The organism is Streptomyces sp. NPDC044921 (assembly GCF_056432865.1).
Window position 1 is genome coordinate 497,522 of record NZ_JBWKIF010000003.1, and the last position, 15,749, is coordinate 513,270.

A 15,749-nucleotide genomic window follows, 5' to 3' on the forward strand; every position below is an offset into this window, starting at 1 on the left:
GACCGGGTGAGGCGATTACTGCGTCGGGGGCGGGGGCGGCGGGGTCTGCCCCTGCTGGTCGGTCTGCCCGGGCTGTCCGGGGTGGGCGTCCTGAACGGGATGAGCGGGCTGTCCCGGCTGCGGGTAGCCGTAGCCGGGCTGCGCAGGCGCGGCCGGGGGCTGCCCGGGCTGACCCGGCTGCGGGTAGGGCTGCTGTCCCGGCTGCGGCTGCGGCTGCGGGTAAGGCTGTCCGGGCTGCGGGTACGCCTGTCCCGGCTGCTGGGGCTGCTGGGGCTGCTGCGGGTACGGCCCCGGCTGGTGCTGACCGGGGTAGGGAGGCCCGCCGGGAACCGGCTGGCCAGGAACCGGCTGGCCAGGAACCGGCTGGCCGGGAACCGGCTGCCCAGGAACAGGCTGGCCGGGAACGTACGGGCCGTGCTGGCCCGGCAGGGGCGGGGCGGCGACCGGCGGCGGGTTGCCGTCGGAGGTCCACAGCCCGTGCGACTGCTGGTGACGGACGAAGTCCTCGGCGACCATGGCCGCGAGGTTGAAGTACGCCTCCCGCACCTTGGGCCGCATCATGTCGAGGTCGACCTCCGCACCGGCGGCGAGGTGCTCGTCGAACGGCACGACGACGACGCCCCGGCAGCGCGTCTCGAAGTGCGCCACGATGTCCTCGACCTTGATCATCTTGCCGGTCTCGCGCACTCCGGAGATGACGGTGAGGGACCGCGAGACGAGGTCGGAGTAGCCGTGCGCCGACAGCCAGTCCAGCGTGGTGCTCGCACTGCTCGCCCCGTCCACGGACGGCGTCGAGATGATGATGAGCTGGTCCGCGAGGTCCAGGACCCCGCGCATGGCGCTGTAGAGCAGACCGGTACCGGAGTCGGTCAGGATGATCGGGTACTGCTTGCCCAGCACGTCGATGGCCCGCCGGTAGTCCTCGTCGTTGAACGTCGTGGACACGGCCGGGTCGACGTCGTTGGCGATGATCTCGAGGCCCGACGGCGCCTGGGAGGTGAACCGCCGGATGTCCATGTACGAGTTGAGGTACGGGATCGCCTGGACGAGGTCACGGATGGTGGCCCCGGTCTCCCGCCGCACCCGGCGCCCGAGGGTGCCCGCGTCCGGGTTGGCGTCGATCGCGAGGATCTTGTCCTGCCGCTCGGTGGCGAGCGTGGAGCCGAGCGCGGTGGTGGTGGTCGTCTTGCCCACACCGCCCTTGAGGCTGATCACCGCGATCCGGTAGCAGGAGAGCACGGGCGTGCGGATCAGCTCCAGCTTGCGCTGCCGCTCGGCCTCCTCCTTCTTCCCGCCGAGCTTGAACCGCCCGCCCCCGGCCGCCGGACGGCTGCTCTTCGCCTTCTGCTTCTTGCTGTTGAGCAACCGGTCGGACGACAGCTCGACGGCAGCGGTGTAACCGAGCGGCGCGGCCCCGGGGTTGGTCGGCTGCCGCTGATCGAGCTGCACGGGCTGCGGCCAGGCGGAACCGGTGCGGGGGTCGACCGGGGGCTGCTGGCCGCCGGGGTGCGGGGGCTGTGCCTGCGGGGGCTGTGCCTGCGGGGGCACGCCGGGGTGGGGCTGCTGGGCCGGCGGCTGGGGGAATCCGTAGCCGCCCTGGGCGTTCGGCCCGGCCGGGGCGGGAGCGCCGGGGTGCGGGAACCCGTATCCGCCCGGCGCGTCGGGCGCGACGGGAGCGGGGGTAGGACCGGGCGGGGTGCCCGGCTGCTGGGCCGCCGGCTGCGGCGTTGCGGCGGCCGGGACGCCGGGGTGGGGGAAGCCGTAGCCGCCCTGCGGGTTCGGAGCGGGGTGCGGCGGGGTGCCCGGCTGCTGGGCCGGGGGCATACCGGCCCGCGGCTGCGGCTGCGGCTGCGGCTGTGACTGCGGGCTGGCCGGAGCTGGCCCGCCCGGGTGCGGGAAGCCGTAGCCGGCCTGCGCGCCCGGGAGCGGGGGCTGGTGGGCCGCCGGAGCCGGGGCACCGGGATGCGGGAAGCCGTGGTCGCCCTGGGCTTGGGGGGCGGCCGGGGCGGGGGCTCCCGGCTGAGGGAAGCCGTAACCGCCGGGCTGAGGCCCGGCCGTGGGCTGAGCGGGGGGCTGGCCCGGCGGCGTAGGCGCGCCCGGCTGGTTCCACGCGGCGGGCGCGGGCTGCGGCGCCTGCGGCTGGAACGGCGGCTGCTGGGCCGGCACCGACGGCTGCGGCGGCACCGGCGCCTGTCCCTGGGCAACGGCCGGCTGGGGCTGGGGCTGGGGCAGGGGCTGGGCGTCCGCGGGCGGCGCCTGCGGCTGGATCTGCTGCGGATGATGCTGAGGCTGGGCCGGCCACTGGCTCGCCGGTGCGGGGGCGGCCGGCTGGTACGACGGCGGCAGCGGCGGCACGCCCTGCGGGGGCGGGGGAGTCCACGCGGGCTGGGAGTCGGACGGCTCCGGCACCGCGGTGTCCTGCGGCGCGCTGTCCTTCTCCTCGTCCTCGTCTGTGGCGTCGGGAGCGGCCTCGGCGGGTACGGCGTCCGAAGGCTCGGAGCCGGAGGGGCCCGGATCCGCCGGCTCGGCGTCCGCGAGAGGTGCGTCGCCGGTCTGCGCGGAAGCGGCGTCCCGTACATCGGCCGGTTCGCTGGCGGCCGGGGGCGCATCCACAGGCACGGCGTCGGCCGGGGTCGCGCCAGCCGGACCACTTGCTTCAGGGTCGGCGTCCGCCGGGACGACGTCGTCTGCCCGGACGGCGTCCGCGGGCACGGCGTCGACCGGCTGCGCGTCCGCGGGCACGGCGTCGACCGGCTGCGCGTCCGCGGGCACGGCGCCGACCGGCTCCTCGTCCGTGGCCACGCTCTCCCCCGGCACGGCGTCCTTCACCTCTGCGTCCGCGGCGGCGTTCCCCTCCGGCGCGGCGTCCGGAAGGCCCGCCGCCCCGGTCGTCGAGCCGTCGCTGTCCGCCTCCGGGGCGTCCTCATCCGGAGTGCCGGCCGCCGGGGACTTCACCACGGGTTCCGCGTCCTCGGGGCCGGCACCGCCGGACACCGCGCTGTCCACGCGGTCCGCGCCCGCACCCGCACCGGACGCGGCCACGCCATCCGCCGTCTCCTCCTCGGCGCCCCCGGACACCACACGGTCACCCGTGTCGGGAACGGCCTCCTCCTCGTGCTCGGTCTGCTTCCCCGCGTCCAGGCCCGCGTCGGCCGACTCCACCCGCTCCTCGGCGGCCGGGGCACGTTCCGCGATCTCCCGCTTCAGCGCGACGGCGGAGAACCGCATGGTGGCACCGCTCTCCAGGTCACCGTCGGCGGACTCGGTGTCGGCGGACTCGGCGTCGTCGGAGGCCGACGCCGCCGGAACGGCCGGAGCCGCCTCCGGCGGAGCGGGCGGCGTCCACTGCGCCTGATACCCACCGACGGGGACGCTCGGCACGGCCGTAGAAGAGCCCGGGGCGGCGCCGGGCTCCTCCGCCCGCCCGTCGGACGGGGCGGACTGGCCGGGCTGGTCGGCCTGGGCCCCCTGCGGCTCGAACCCCGTCGGCAGCCTCGGAACGGCGGACGGCCCCCCGGCAGACGGCGCGGGAGGCGTGAAGGGCGCGCCGGGAGCGGGCGCGGGAGGCGTGAACGGAGCACCCGGAGCGGGAACGGGCGCGGGAGGCGTGAACGGAGCACCCGGAGCGGGTGCAGGGGCCGGAGGGGTGAAGGGTGCTCCGGGCGCCGGGGCCGGCCCCGGACCGGACGAGTTCCCACCGGGAGGAGTCGACGGACCACCGCTGGAGGACGACGGACCATGAGGAGGAACGGACGGGTACGCGTACCCGCCGGAGGGATTCGCGTGCGGCGGCGGGGTCAGACCGGGCAGCGGCGGAACCGGCCCCTTCGGCGCACCGGCGGCGCCACCCGCGGCAGCACCCCCGGACGCACCGGACGCACCGGCCCCACCCGGCCCACTGGAGCCACCGGCTCCTCCGGCCGCCCCCGGAGAAGACGTCTCCCCGGGCGTCCCCGCGCCCTGCCCGGAACCCGAACTCCCCGAGGCGTTCTGCGTGTACCAGGCGGGCGGCGCGTAGTCGATGGTGAACTCGCCCGTCACCTCGGCCGCGGACTCCGCGTCGGGCTGGTCATCGCCGGGTGTCGCCCAGCCCCCGCGGATCCCGTCCCGATCGCTGCTCACAGTGTTCCTCCTGCTGGTGTGGTCGAGCACCCTCATGCCGTGCTGGGGCGACCCTTGCTTGTCGTCCGACGTCGTGCGAAGCCGTGCGAAGTCGTTTGAGGCGTATCGAGGTCGTCCGAGGCAGCCGTTCCACCAACTCCCCCGTGTTTCCCCCTGGGACACCGACGCCCGCTCCACGGTTTCCGGCGCCGCGCCCCGTCCCAGCCTAATCACCACAAGCCCCGCCACGGCAGGCCCGTCCACCCCCGAGCACCCGTCCGCCGTGTCACAACCTGCCCGCAAGGTGCCCTGAAGTGGCGTACGCGGCACACACTTTGCTGAACAAGAGGGGCGACGAGCGTGAAGAACCCGAACCCCCTTGCCCAGGACGCCCGTCACCGCCCCGGACAGCACAACGAGGGGCGGCCGTCCACCGGCTCACCCCTCGTCGTGCGTCCTCGCGCCTACTGCCCGGCCGGGGACCCTCCGTCGCGCCGCCTCGGCTCCAGGTCGAACTCGCCGTCCCGCGCTCCCAGCACGAAGGCCCGCCACTCGGCCTCCGTGTAACGCAGCACCGTCTCCGGGTCGAGGGACGACCGCATCGCGACGGCCCCCTCCGGCAGGTACGCGATCTCGACCCGCTCCTCGTGCTCCTCCGTGCCCGGCGCGCAGTGCCACTCCACACCGGAGATGTCGAGGGCGTAGAGCTCGTCCCGCTCCCGCTCCTTGCGTGCCTTGATCTCCTCAGCCGTCTCCGCCATGCCGCAGCGACCCCTTCCCGACGTACGAACGATCCGAGCCCGCCCACCCTAGTGGCCCCCTCCGCTCCGGCCGGGAGCTTCGGGGACCAGGGCAAAGAGGCCCCCGACCACCTGGTACTCTGGTCGACGGCCGTTTGTGTACGCACCCCCGGAACCAGCCGTTCTGGAGGCCGCGCCCAGCGGATCCCCGCCTTCCGAGTCACGGAAGCTCCCCCGAGAAGCAGACCGGGGGCACTCGGTGGCCATCGCAGACCAATGAGGAGTACGCGTGTCGCTCGACGCCGCTACGAAGAAGCAGATCATGTCCGAGTTCGGTACCAAGGAGGGCGACACCGGCTCCCCCGAGGTCCAGGTCGCTCTGCTGTCCCGTCGGATCTCCGACCTGACCGAGCACCTCAAGACCCACAAGCACGACCACCACTCCCGCCGTGGCCTGCTGATCCTGGTGGGTCAGCGTCGCCGCCTTCTCCAGTACCTGGCGAAGAAGGACATCCAGCGCTTCCGTGCGCTGGTCGACCGCCTCGGCATCCGCCGCGGTGCGGCGGGCGCCAAGTAAGACGCCGTGAGGGGAGCGGTTCCCGGGAGAAACGGGGCCGCTCCCTTTGCTGTACGCGCGCAACTGTACGTGCGGAGTGTCACCGCCCCTTTGTAGTGTGGTAGCACAACGCAAGACGGACGACACAGCACGACAAGAAGAGGAGAGGCGCACCACGCCGCCGCCGGTCCTCGGTAGTGGCCCCCGGGGGGAAGCGAGCCCCGGGTGCTTCGATCGAAGACCGGCCCGCACAGCACGGCGCGCATCTCCGGAATGTCCCCCTGCCACACGGGCAGTCGTGGGACGAAAGACGACAAGCAAACGGAGAGATCGCTAGTGGAGAACGAGACCCACTACGCCGAGGCCGTCATCGACAACGGCGCCTTCGGCACCCGCACCATCCGCTTCGAGACGGGCCGCCTGGCCAAGCAGGCCGCCGGATCCGCCGTGGCATACCTGGACGACGACACCATGGTGCTGTCGGCCACCACCGCCTCCAAGAACCCCAAGGACCAGCTCGACTTCTTCCCGCTCACGGTGGACGTCGAGGAGCGGATGTACGCCGCCGGCAAGATCCCCGGCAGCTTCTTCCGCCGCGAGGGCCGTCCTTCTGAGGACGCGATCCTCACCTGCCGGCTGATCGACCGCCCGCTGCGCCCGTCCTTCAAGAAGGGCCTGCGCAACGAGATCCAGGTCGTCGCCACGATCATGGCGCTCAACCCCGACCACCTGTACGACGTCGTGGCGATCAACGCCGCCTCCGCGTCCACGCAGCTGGCCGGCCTCCCCTTCTCCGGCCCGATCGGCGGCGTCCGCGTCGCGCTGATCAACGGCCAGTGGGTGGCCTTCCCGACGCACACCGAGCTCGAGGACGCCGTCTTCGACATGGTCGTCGCGGGCCGCACCCTGGAGGACGGCGACGTCGCGATCATGATGGTCGAGGCCGAGGCCACCGAGAAGACCATCCAGCTGGTCAAGGGCGGCGCCGAGGCGCCGACCGAGGAGGTCGTCGCCGCCGGTCTGGAAGCCGCAAAGCCCTTCATCAAGGTGCTCTGCAAGGCCCAGGCCGACCTCGCCGCGAAGGCCGCCAAGCCGACCGCCGAGTTCCCGATCTTCCTCGACTACCAGGACGACGTCCTGGAGGCGCTCACCGCCGCCGTCAAGCCCGAGCTCGCCCAGGCGCTCACCATCGCCGGCAAGCAGGAGCGCGAGGCCGAGCTGGACCGCGTCAAGCAGCTCGCCGCCGAGAAGCTCCTGCCGGAGTTCGAGGGCCGCGAGAAGGAGATCTCCGCCGCGTACCGCTCGCTCACCAAGCAGCTGGTCCGCGAGCGCGTGATCAAGGAGAAGAAGCGCATCGACGGCCGCGGGCTGACGGACATCCGTACGCTCGCCGCCGAGGTCGAGGCCATCCCGCGGGTCCACGGCTCCGCCGTGTTCGAGCGTGGCGAGACCCAGATCCTGGGCGTCACCACCCTGAACATGCTCCGCATGGAGCAGCAGCTGGACACCCTCTCCCCGGTGACCCGCAAGCGCTACATGCACAACTACAACTTCCCGCCGTACTCCACCGGCGAGACCGGCCGCGTCGGTTCCCCCAAGCGCCGCGAGATCGGCCACGGCGCCCTCGCCGAGCGCGCCCTGATCCCGGTCCTGCCGACGCGCGAGGAGTTCCCCTACGCGATCCGCCAGGTCTCCGAGGCGCTGAGCTCCAACGGCTCGACGTCCATGGGCTCGGTCTGCGCCTCCACCATGTCGCTGCTGAACGCCGGTGTGCCCCTGAAGGCCCCGGTCGCCGGTATCGCCATGGGCCTGATCTCCCAGGAGATCGAGGGCGAGACGCACTACGTCACCCTCACCGACATCCTCGGTGCGGAGGACGCCTTCGGCGACATGGACTTCAAGGTCGCCGGCACCAAGGAGTTCGTCACCGCCCTCCAGCTCGACACCAAGCTGGACGGCATCCCCGCCTCCGTCCTGGGCGCGGCCCTGAAGCAGGCCCGCGACGCCCGCCTCCACATCCTCGACGTGATGATGGAAGCGATCGACACCCCGGACGAGATGTCCCCGAACGCCCCGCGGATCATCACCGTCAAGATCCCCGTGGACAAGATCGGCGAGGTCATCGGCCCCAAGGGCAAGATGATCAACCAGATCCAGGAGGACACGGGCGCCGAGATCACCATCGAGGACGACGGCACGATCTACATCGGTGCCGCCGACGGCCCGGCCGCCGAGGCCGCCCGCGCCACGATCAACGGCATCGCCAACCCGACGATGCCCGAGGTCGGCGAGCGCTACCTCGGTACGGTCGTGAAGACGACCACCTTCGGCGCGTTCGTCTCCCTGCTGCCCGGCAAGGACGGTCTGCTGCACATCTCGCAGATCCGCAAGCTCGCCGGCGGCAAGCGCGTGGAGAACGTCGAGGACGTCCTCGGTGTGGGCCAGAAGGTCCAGGTCGAGATCGCCGAGATCGACTCCCGCGGCAAGCTCTCCCTGATCCCCGTGATCGAGGGCGAGGAAGGCGACGAGACGCAGAAGGACGACGCCGACCAGTGACGTCCCGTGGCTCCAAGGCGACGGCCCGCACCTCCTCGGAGGCGCGGGCCGTCGCCCGTACCCAAACCCTCATCCAGGGCGAGAACGGCATCGGCACGGTCCGCAAGACCACCCTCCCGGGCGGCCTGCGCATCGTCACCGAGACCCTGCCCTCGGTGCGCTCCGCGACCTTCGGCATCTGGGCGCACGTCGGTTCCCGCGACGAGACCCCGGCGCTGAACGGCGCCACCCACTACCTGGAGCACCTGCTCTTCAAGGGCACCAACCGCAGGTCCGCGCTGGACATCTCCTCCGCCATCGACGCGGTCGGCGGCGAGATGAACGCGTTCACGGCGAAGGAGTACACGTGCTACTACGCACGCGTGCTCGACACCGACCTGCCGCTCGCCATCGACGTCGTCTGCGACATGCTGACCGGCTCGCTCATCCGCGAAGAGGACGTCGACGTCGAGCGCGGCGCCATCCTCGAAGAGATCGCCATGACCGAGGACGACCCGGGCGACTGCGTGCACGACCTGTTCGCGCACACGATGTTCGGCGACAACCCCCTCGGCCGCCCGGTCCTCGGCACGGTCGACACGGTCAACGCCCTCACCGCCGACCGCATCCGCCGCTTCTACAAGAAGCACTACGACCCGACCCACCTGGTCGTCGCCTGCGCCGGCAACATCGACCACGCCAAGGTCGTCCGGCAGGTCCGCGCCGCCTTCGAGAAGGCCGGCGCGTTCAAGGACCTCACCGCCGAGCCCGTCGCCCCGCGGGGCGGCAAGCGCGCCCTGCGCACCGCCGGCCGCGTCGAGCTGGTCGACCGCAGGACCGAGCAGGCCCACGTCGTGCTCGGCATGCCGGGCCTGTCCCGCACCGACGAGCGCCGCTGGGCCCTGGGCGTACTGAACACCGCCCTCGGCGGCGGCATGTCCTCACGCCTCTTCCAGGAGGTCCGGGAGAAGCGCGGCCTGGCCTACAGCGTGTACTCGTACACCTCCGGCTTCGCCGACTGCGGCCTCTTCGGCGTCTACGCCGGCTGCCGCCCCTCCCAGGTGCACGACGTGCTGAAGATCTGCCGCGACGAACTCGACCACGTCGCCGAGCACGGCCTCACCGACGAGGAGATCGCCCGGGCCATCGGCCAGCTCCAGGGCTCCACGGTCCTCGGCCTGGAGGACACCGGCGCGCTGATGAACCGTATCGGCAAGAGCGAGCTGTGCTGGGGCGAGCAGATGTCCGTCGACGACATGCTGTCCCGGATAGCGTCGGTCACCCCGGACGACGTCCGCGCGGTCGCCGGCGAGATCCTCGGACGCAAGCCGTCGCTGTCGGTCATCGGCCCGCTGAAGGACAAACAGGCGGCCCGCCTGCACGACGCCGTCGCCTGACAATCCCCTGGTGAAAGAAGCACAAGAGATGAGCAAGCTGCGCGTGGCGGTCCTCGGCGCCAAGGGCCGGATCGGCTCCGAAGCCGTCCGGGCCGTCGAGGCCGCCGAGGACATGGAGCTGGTCGCCGCCCTCGGCCGGGGCGACAAGCTGGAGACACTGACCGAAGCCGGCGCCCAGGTCGCGGTCGAGCTGACCACGCCCGACTCGGTCATGGCCAACCTCGACTTCCTGGTCGGCCAGGGCATCCACGCGGTCGTCGGCACCACCGGCTGGACCGAGGAGCGCCTCGCACAGCTGAACGGCTGGCTGGAGCGGTCCCCGCGGACGGGCGTGCTCATCGCGCCGAACTTCTCCATCGGGGCCGTCCTCACCATGAAGTTCGCGCAGCTCGCCGCCCCGTACTTCGAGTCCGTCGAGGTCGTCGAACTGCACCACCCGAACAAGGTGGACGCCCCCTCCGGCACCGCCACGCGCACCGCGCAGCTCATCGCCGAAGCCCGCCGCGCCGCCGGCACCGCCCCGGCCCCCGACGCCACGGCCACCGCCCTCGACGGTGCCCGCGGCGCCGACGTCGACGGCGTCCCGGTCCACGCGGTGCGGCTGCGCGGACTCCTCGCCCACCAGGAGGTCCTGCTCGGCGGGGAGGGCGAGACCCTGACGGTCCGGCACGACTCGCTCCATCACAGCAGCTTCATGCCGGGCATCCTGCTCGGCGCCCGCCGCGTGGTGAGCACCCCGGGCCTGACCTTCGGCCTGGAACACTTCCTGGACCTGAACTGAGCCCTGAACCCTCATGCGCGCGAAGCTCACCTACGCCCTCACGGCCGCCGTCCTGGTCGTCTACTTCGTCCTGGTCGGAAGCCGCGGCGTCCTGCTCATCGAGACCGGCACGCCCCTGACCGTCACCTTCGGCGTGGCCGTGCTGATCCTGCCGGGCATCGGCCTGTGGTTTTTGTGGAAGAACACCCAGTTCGTCCGCCGGGCCAACGCCCTCGCCGCCGAACTCGACGCCGAGGGCGGCCTGCCCGTCGACGAGCTGAAGCGCACCCCCAGCGGCCGCATCGACCGGGACTCGGCCGACGAGGTCTTCGCCCGGCGCAAGGCCGAGACGGAGGACGCCCCCGACGACTGGCGCACCTGGTTCCGCCTCGCCGTGGCCTACCACGACGCCCGCGACACCCCGCGCGCCCGCAAGGCGATGCAGCGCGCCATCGCCCTGCACGACGGCAAGCAGCCCGAGACCGCCTGAACCCGGGGCTCCTCATGCCGAGGGGGCCGGACCGTGACGCGCACGGTCCGGCCCCCTCGGCATGAGGAGCGAAGGTCAGTGCGGGCGGTACTCGTCCGCCCAGGCCTCCACCGAGTCGGCCGCCCGGTCGAAGGCCTCCGTGCGGCCGACGAAGTCCAGGTTGTGCGTGGACATCAGGGGCGGCACACCGTCCGCCGCCCGTCCCTGCCGCCGCAGCAGCAGAGCCTGGCCCTGCACGGTCCGGGGCAGCCCCAGCCAGCGCACCGGCTGCTGCACCGTACGCACGGAGACGACCTGCTCCCAGGGCGCCGTACGCGTCGTGAGGAAACCCACCTGGCGCAGCCCCCGCGCGCTCACCCACACGCCCACCCGCAGCAGGCGCAGGGCGCCGGCGATGACGAGCAGCGCGAGGGCGAAGACCAGCCCGGCCGAGGCCGGTTCGGCCGTCGCCGCGATGACGACGGCCGCGAACAGCACGAACGAGGCGAGCAGCAGCGCGAGCGCCGCCGCCGCGACCCGCCACGGCCCGGGCCGGTACGGCCGCCGCCAGTGGTCACGGTCGTCGTACGGCAGCGGAACGTCGTCCGCCGCCTCGAATACGCGGTCGGCCGTCAGAAAGGGCAGGGGCACGGCGGGTCCTCACTCGATCCATGCGTGGGCTGTGCCCGGTGAGGCTACCGATCTGTGTCCCCGGTCACCACTGGCGGGGGGCCGGATGGAGTCACCGCCCGTCCGGGGGCGGTTCAGCGCCTCTCGGACGCCTGGGACTGCTGCGGCTGCTGGGCCGAATGGTCGGGCGACAGCGCGGGCGTCCCGATCACCAGGGACCCCACGAGCCCCGCCACGATGGTGAGCCCCATGAGCCATCGGCCGGCCATCTGGCCGGCGGACAGCCGCTCACGCGGTGGGGGAGTGACATTGCTGCGGAACCTGTCGGCCTCGGCGACGAAGGCGAACGGTACGGGTTCACGCCGACCGGACATCAGGGGTGCGTCTCCCTTCGAGGGTGGAACGGATCACTGTCATCCGTAGAGACGAACGAACTCCCTCAGAGGTGCCCTGTTTCACCAACTTCATTGCGGCACGTCACCAAACGTAGAGTGGCGTCGCCAAGAGACGCGATGGGAAGGCCCTGCGAACCGTGACCGAGACCCCCGACGACGACTTCAAGATCGAGCTGCGCAGCGATGTCACCGTTGAGCTGGTGAAACACAGCGCGGCCGACTCCGACGTGCTGTTCGCAGCACGGGTTTCCACCCTGGGGGAGCAGTCCCTTGAAGAGCTGCAGAAGGACCCCGAGCGCTCGAAGGGCCTGATCAACTTCCTCATGCGGGACCGGCACGGCAGCCCGTTCGAGCACAACTCCATGACCTTCTTCGTGAGCGCGCCGATCTTCGTCTTCCGCGAGTTCATGCGGCACCGCGTCGGCTGGTCGTACAACGAGGAGAGCGGCCGCTACCGGGAGCTCCAGCCGGTCTTCTACGTGCCGGACACCTCCCGCAAGCTGATCCAGCAGGGCAGGCCGGGCAAGTACGAGTTCGTCGAGGGCACCCCCGAGCAGCACCAGCTGGTGGGCGAGGCCATGGAGGACTCCTACCGCCAGGCCTACAGGAAGTACCGCCGGATGCTCGCCGCCGGCGTCGCCCGCGAGGTCGCCCGCGCGGTCCTGCCGGTCGGCCTGTACTCCTCGATGTACGCCACGTGCAACGCCCGCTCGCTGATGCACTTCCTCGGTCTGCGCACCCAGCACGAGCTGGCGAAGGTGCCGTCCTTCCCGCAGCGGGAGATCGAGATGGTCGGCGAGAAGATGGAGGCCGAGTGGGCCCGGCTCATGCCGCTCACGTACGACGCCTTCAACGCCAACGGACGCGTGGCGCCGTGACACCGCCCGCTTCCCCGGTCAGGCACAGATGTACGGTTCAGCCGTGCGAAGTGTCCGTATTGCGGCATTTCTAGAAGTTCATCTAGCCTGATCAAACGGGTCCGGCACTGCTTGAACCCCCGAGCAGGCAGTGCCGGGCTCCACCTTTGTCGCGACTTGTCGCCCGCCCCGAGGGCAGACCCGGTCCTGAGCAACGAGTAGCGTGTAACCCATGGCTCCGACCTCGACTCCGCAGACCCCCTTCGGGCGGGTCCTCACCGCCATGGTCACGCCCTTCACGGCGGACGGCGCACTCGACCTCGACGGCGCGCAGCGGCTCGCCGCCCACCTGGTGGACGCAGGCAACGACGGCCTGATCATCAACGGCACGACGGGCGAGTCCCCGACCACCAGCGACGCGGAGAAAGCGGATCTCGTACGGGCCGTCCTGGAAGCCGTCGGCGACCGCGCCCACGTCGTGGCCGGAGTCGGCACCAACGACACCCACCACAGCATCGAACTGGCCCGCGCGGCGGAGCGCACCGGCGCGCACGGCCTGCTCGTCGTGACGCCGTACTACAACAAGCCCCCGCAGGAAGGGCTCTACCGGCACTTCACGGCCGTCGCCGACGCCACCGGCCTGCCGGTCATGCTCTACGACATCCCCGGCCGCAGCGGCGTCCCGATCAACACCGAGACGCTCGTCCGCCTCGCCGAGCACCCGCGGATCGTCGCCAACAAGGACGCCAAGGGCGACCTCGGCCGCGCCAGCTGGGCCATCGCCCGCTCCGGCCTCGCCTGGTACTCCGGCGACGACATGCTGAACCTCCCCCTGCTCTCCGTCGGCGCGGTCGGCTTCGTCTCCGTCGTCGGCCACGTGGTCACCCCCGAGCTGCGCGCCCTGGTCGACGCGTACACCTCCGGCGACGTGCAGAAGGCCACCGAGATCCACCAGAAGCTGCTCCCCGTCTACACGGGCATGTTCCGCACGCAGGGCGTGATGACCACCAAGGCGGCGCTCGCGCTCAAGGGCCTGCCCGCCGGGCCCCTGCGCGCCCCCATGGTCGAGTGCGCGCCCGAGGAGATCGAGCAGCTCAAGCTCGATCTTGCCGCCGGCGGGGTACAGCTCTGACATCAGACTTCGCGCGCACCCCCGCGCATGTGCTTCACAACTGAATAAGCGGGCCACCGGTGCCCGCACCACCCCACAACGACAACTGCTTCTGCACGAACGTCACGCGCGCCACGTGCCCTACCGGTACGTGGCGCGCGTGGTGAGGAGAGTCTTTTGAGCCATCCGCATCCCGAACTCAGCCCCCCGCCGCCGCTCCCCGAAGGCGGCCTGCGGGTCACCCCGCTCGGCGGCCTCGGCGAAATCGGCCGCAACATGACGGTCTTCGAATACGGCGGCCGCCTGCTGATCGTCGACTGCGGAGTGCTCTTCCCCGAGGAGGAGCAGCCCGGAATCGACCTGATCCTGCCGGACTTCTCGTCCATCAGGGACCGCCTCGACGACATCGAGGGCATCGTCCTCACGCACGGCCACGAGGACCACATCGGCGGCGTCCCCTACCTCCTGCGCGAGAAGCCGGACATCCCGCTGATCGGCTCCAAGCTGACCCTCGCCCTCATCGAGGCCAAGCTCCAGGAGCACCGCATCCGCCCGTACACCCTGGAGGTGGTGGAGGGACACCGCGAGCGCATCGGCCCCTTCGACTGCGAGTTCGTCGCGGTCAACCACTCCATCCCGGACGCACTGGCCGTGGCCATCCGCACCCCCGCGGGCATGGTGGTCCACACCGGCGACTTCAAGATGGACCAGCTCCCGCTGGACAGCCGCCTCACGGACCTCCACGCCTTCGCACGCCTGAGCGAGGAGGGCATCGACCTCCTCCTCTCTGACTCCACGAACGCCGAGGTCCCGGGGTTCGTCCCGCCCGAGCGGGAGATCTCCAACGTCCTGCGGCAGGTCTTCGCCGGCGCCCGCAAGCGCATCATCGTCGCGAGCTTCGCCAGCCACGTGCACCGCATCCAGCAGATCCTGGACGCGGCGCACGAGTACGGCCGCCGGGTCGCCTTCGTCGGCCGCTCCATGGTCCGCAACATGGGCATCGCCCGGGACCTGGGCTACCTGAAGGTCCCGCCGGGCCTGGTCGTGGACGTCAAGACGCTCGACGACCTCCCGGACAGCGAGGTGGTCCTGGTCTGCACGGGCTCCCAGGGCGAACCGATGGCGGCCCTGTCCCGGATGGCCAATCGAGACCACCAGATCCGCATCGTCCAGGGCGACACGGTGATCCTGGCGTCGTCCCTGATCCCCGGCAACGAGAACGCGGTCTACCGCGTGATCAACGGCCTCACGCGCTGGGGCGCCAACGTGGTCCACAAGGGCAACGCCAAGGTCCACGTCTCCGGCCACGCCTCCGCGGGCGAGCTGCTGTACTTCTACAACATCTGCCGCCCCAAGAACCTGATGCCGGTGCACGGCGAATGGCGCCACCTGCGCGCCAACGCCGAACTGGGCGCCCTGACCGGCGTCCCGCACGACCGCATCGTCATCGCCGAGGACGGCGTCGCCGTCGACCTCATCGAGGGCAAGGCCAAGATCTCCGGCAAGGTCCAGGCGGGCTACGTCTACGTCGACGGCCTCTCCGTCGGTGACGTGGGCGAGCCGGCCCTGAAGGACCGCAAGATCCTCGGCGACGAGGGCATCATCTCGGTCTTCGTGGTCATCGACTCCTCCACCGGAAAGATCACCGGCGGCCCGCACGTCCAGGCCCGCGGCTCGGGCATCGAGGACTCCGCCTTCGGCGACGTGATCCCCCGGATCACCGAGGTACTCGAACGCTCCGCGCAGGACGGCGTGGTCGAACCCCACCAGCTGCAGCAGCTCATCCGCCGCACGCTGGGCAAGTGGGTCTCGGACACCTACCGACGCCGGCCGATGATCCTGCCCGTGGTCGTGGAGGTCTGACGGCCCGTCGGGTCTGAGCCAGTGCCAACTGGGAGCGGGGCGCCTCGATTTGCATCGGGGCGCCCCGCTCCAGTAGGTTTACAACTCCTCCCGACGGGGCACCCGGGCCAACTCAGGCACCGGGGACATGTCCGGCCGGGGCGGGAAATCCGACTCAGAAACTTCTGATAAAGTCGGAAGCGCCGGAAAGGAAACCGCGAGAGCGGAAACCTGGAAAGCACCGAGGAAATCGGGTCGAGAAAAGATCTGATAGAGTCGGAAACGCAAGACCGAAGGGAAGCGCCCGGAGGAAAGCCCGAGAGGGTGAGTACAAAGGAAGCGACCGTTTCTTGAGA

12 protein-coding genes and 1 pseudogene are annotated in these 15,749 nt (G+C 71.4%); 8 read left to right on the forward strand and 5 right to left on the reverse strand.

The window, feature by feature from the left end; genetic code table 11:
- Window positions 1–15: 15 nt before the first annotated feature.
- The 3 genes and pseudogenes from AC07DA_RS07330 to AC07DA_RS07340 all read right to left on the reverse strand — a co-directional run bounded on the left by AC07DA_RS07330 (window position 16) and on the right by AC07DA_RS07340 (window position 4,862).
- Entirely contained in the window at window positions 16–3,381 is a 3,366-nt protein-coding gene (locus tag AC07DA_RS07330; protein WP_479125438.1) for a nucleotide-binding protein, read from the reverse strand.
- Between the two features lie 660 nt (window positions 3,382–4,041).
- Window positions 4,042–4,158, reverse strand: a pseudogene (locus AC07DA_RS07335) (hypothetical protein); the annotation flags it as partial.
- A 407-nt stretch (window positions 4,159–4,565) separates the two neighbouring features.
- Window positions 4,566–4,862 carry a DUF397 domain-containing protein gene (locus AC07DA_RS07340; RefSeq protein ID WP_479125398.1) on the reverse strand — a complete coding sequence of 99 codons (297 nt, stop codon included), beginning with the start codon at window positions 4,860–4,862 and terminating at the stop codon, window positions 4,566–4,568.
- A gap of 268 nt (window positions 4,863–5,130) precedes the next feature.
- Between AC07DA_RS07340 and rpsO the strand changes: the two genes are divergently transcribed.
- The 5 genes from rpsO to AC07DA_RS07365 all read left to right on the forward strand — a co-directional run bounded on the left by rpsO (window position 5,131) and on the right by AC07DA_RS07365 (window position 10,579).
- A complete protein-coding gene (gene rpsO, locus AC07DA_RS07345; RefSeq protein WP_010042739.1) occupies window positions 5,131–5,418 on the forward strand; it encodes a 30S ribosomal protein S15 in 288 nt (95 codons plus the stop codon).
- A gap of 315 nt (window positions 5,419–5,733) precedes the next feature.
- Window positions 5,734–7,953, forward strand: a complete 2,220-nt coding sequence (locus AC07DA_RS07350; protein ID WP_479125400.1) for a polyribonucleotide nucleotidyltransferase — start codon at window positions 5,734–5,736, stop codon at window positions 7,951–7,953.
- Entirely contained in the window at window positions 7,950–9,329 is a 1,380-nt protein-coding gene (locus AC07DA_RS07355; protein WP_479125401.1) for a M16 family metallopeptidase, read from the forward strand. Before AC07DA_RS07350 ends, AC07DA_RS07355 begins: the two co-directional genes overlap by 4 nt.
- A gap of 28 nt (window positions 9,330–9,357) precedes the next feature.
- Window positions 9,358–10,110 carry a 4-hydroxy-tetrahydrodipicolinate reductase gene (gene dapB / locus AC07DA_RS07360; RefSeq protein ID WP_479125403.1) on the forward strand — a complete coding sequence of 251 codons (753 nt, stop codon included), beginning with the start codon at window positions 9,358–9,360 and terminating at the stop codon, window positions 10,108–10,110.
- A gap of 13 nt (window positions 10,111–10,123) precedes the next feature.
- A complete protein-coding gene (locus AC07DA_RS07365; RefSeq protein WP_479125405.1) occupies window positions 10,124–10,579 on the forward strand; it encodes a tetratricopeptide repeat protein in 456 nt (151 codons plus the stop codon).
- Window positions 10,580–10,654: 75 nt separating this feature from the next.
- On the opposite strand, the gene AC07DA_RS07370 is transcribed toward AC07DA_RS07365, so the two are convergent.
- Both AC07DA_RS07370 and AC07DA_RS07375 read right to left on the reverse strand, forming a co-directional pair.
- Entirely contained in the window at window positions 10,655–11,209 is a 555-nt protein-coding gene (locus AC07DA_RS07370) for a hypothetical protein (protein ID WP_479125407.1), read from the reverse strand.
- A gap of 113 nt (window positions 11,210–11,322) precedes the next feature.
- Entirely contained in the window at window positions 11,323–11,562 is a 240-nt protein-coding gene (locus tag AC07DA_RS07375) for a hypothetical protein (RefSeq protein ID WP_479125408.1), read from the reverse strand.
- A gap of 158 nt (window positions 11,563–11,720) precedes the next feature.
- Between AC07DA_RS07375 and thyX the strand changes: the two genes are divergently transcribed.
- From thyX to AC07DA_RS07390, 3 genes are all read left to right on the forward strand, one after another.
- Window positions 11,721–12,461 carry an FAD-dependent thymidylate synthase gene (gene thyX / locus AC07DA_RS07380; protein WP_479125410.1) on the forward strand — a complete coding sequence of 247 codons (741 nt, stop codon included), beginning with the start codon at window positions 11,721–11,723 and terminating at the stop codon, window positions 12,459–12,461.
- A 211-nt stretch (window positions 12,462–12,672) separates the two neighbouring features.
- Complete coding sequence (gene dapA, locus AC07DA_RS07385; protein WP_479125412.1) at window positions 12,673–13,572, forward strand: 4-hydroxy-tetrahydrodipicolinate synthase; 900 nt, start codon at window positions 12,673–12,675, stop codon at window positions 13,570–13,572.
- 156 nt (window positions 13,573–13,728) lie between these two features.
- Window positions 13,729–15,414 (forward strand): ribonuclease J, encoded by a 1,686-nt coding sequence (locus AC07DA_RS07390; protein ID WP_479125414.1) that lies wholly within the window; start codon window positions 13,729–13,731, stop codon window positions 15,412–15,414.
- Window positions 15,415–15,749 lie beyond the last annotated feature (335 nt).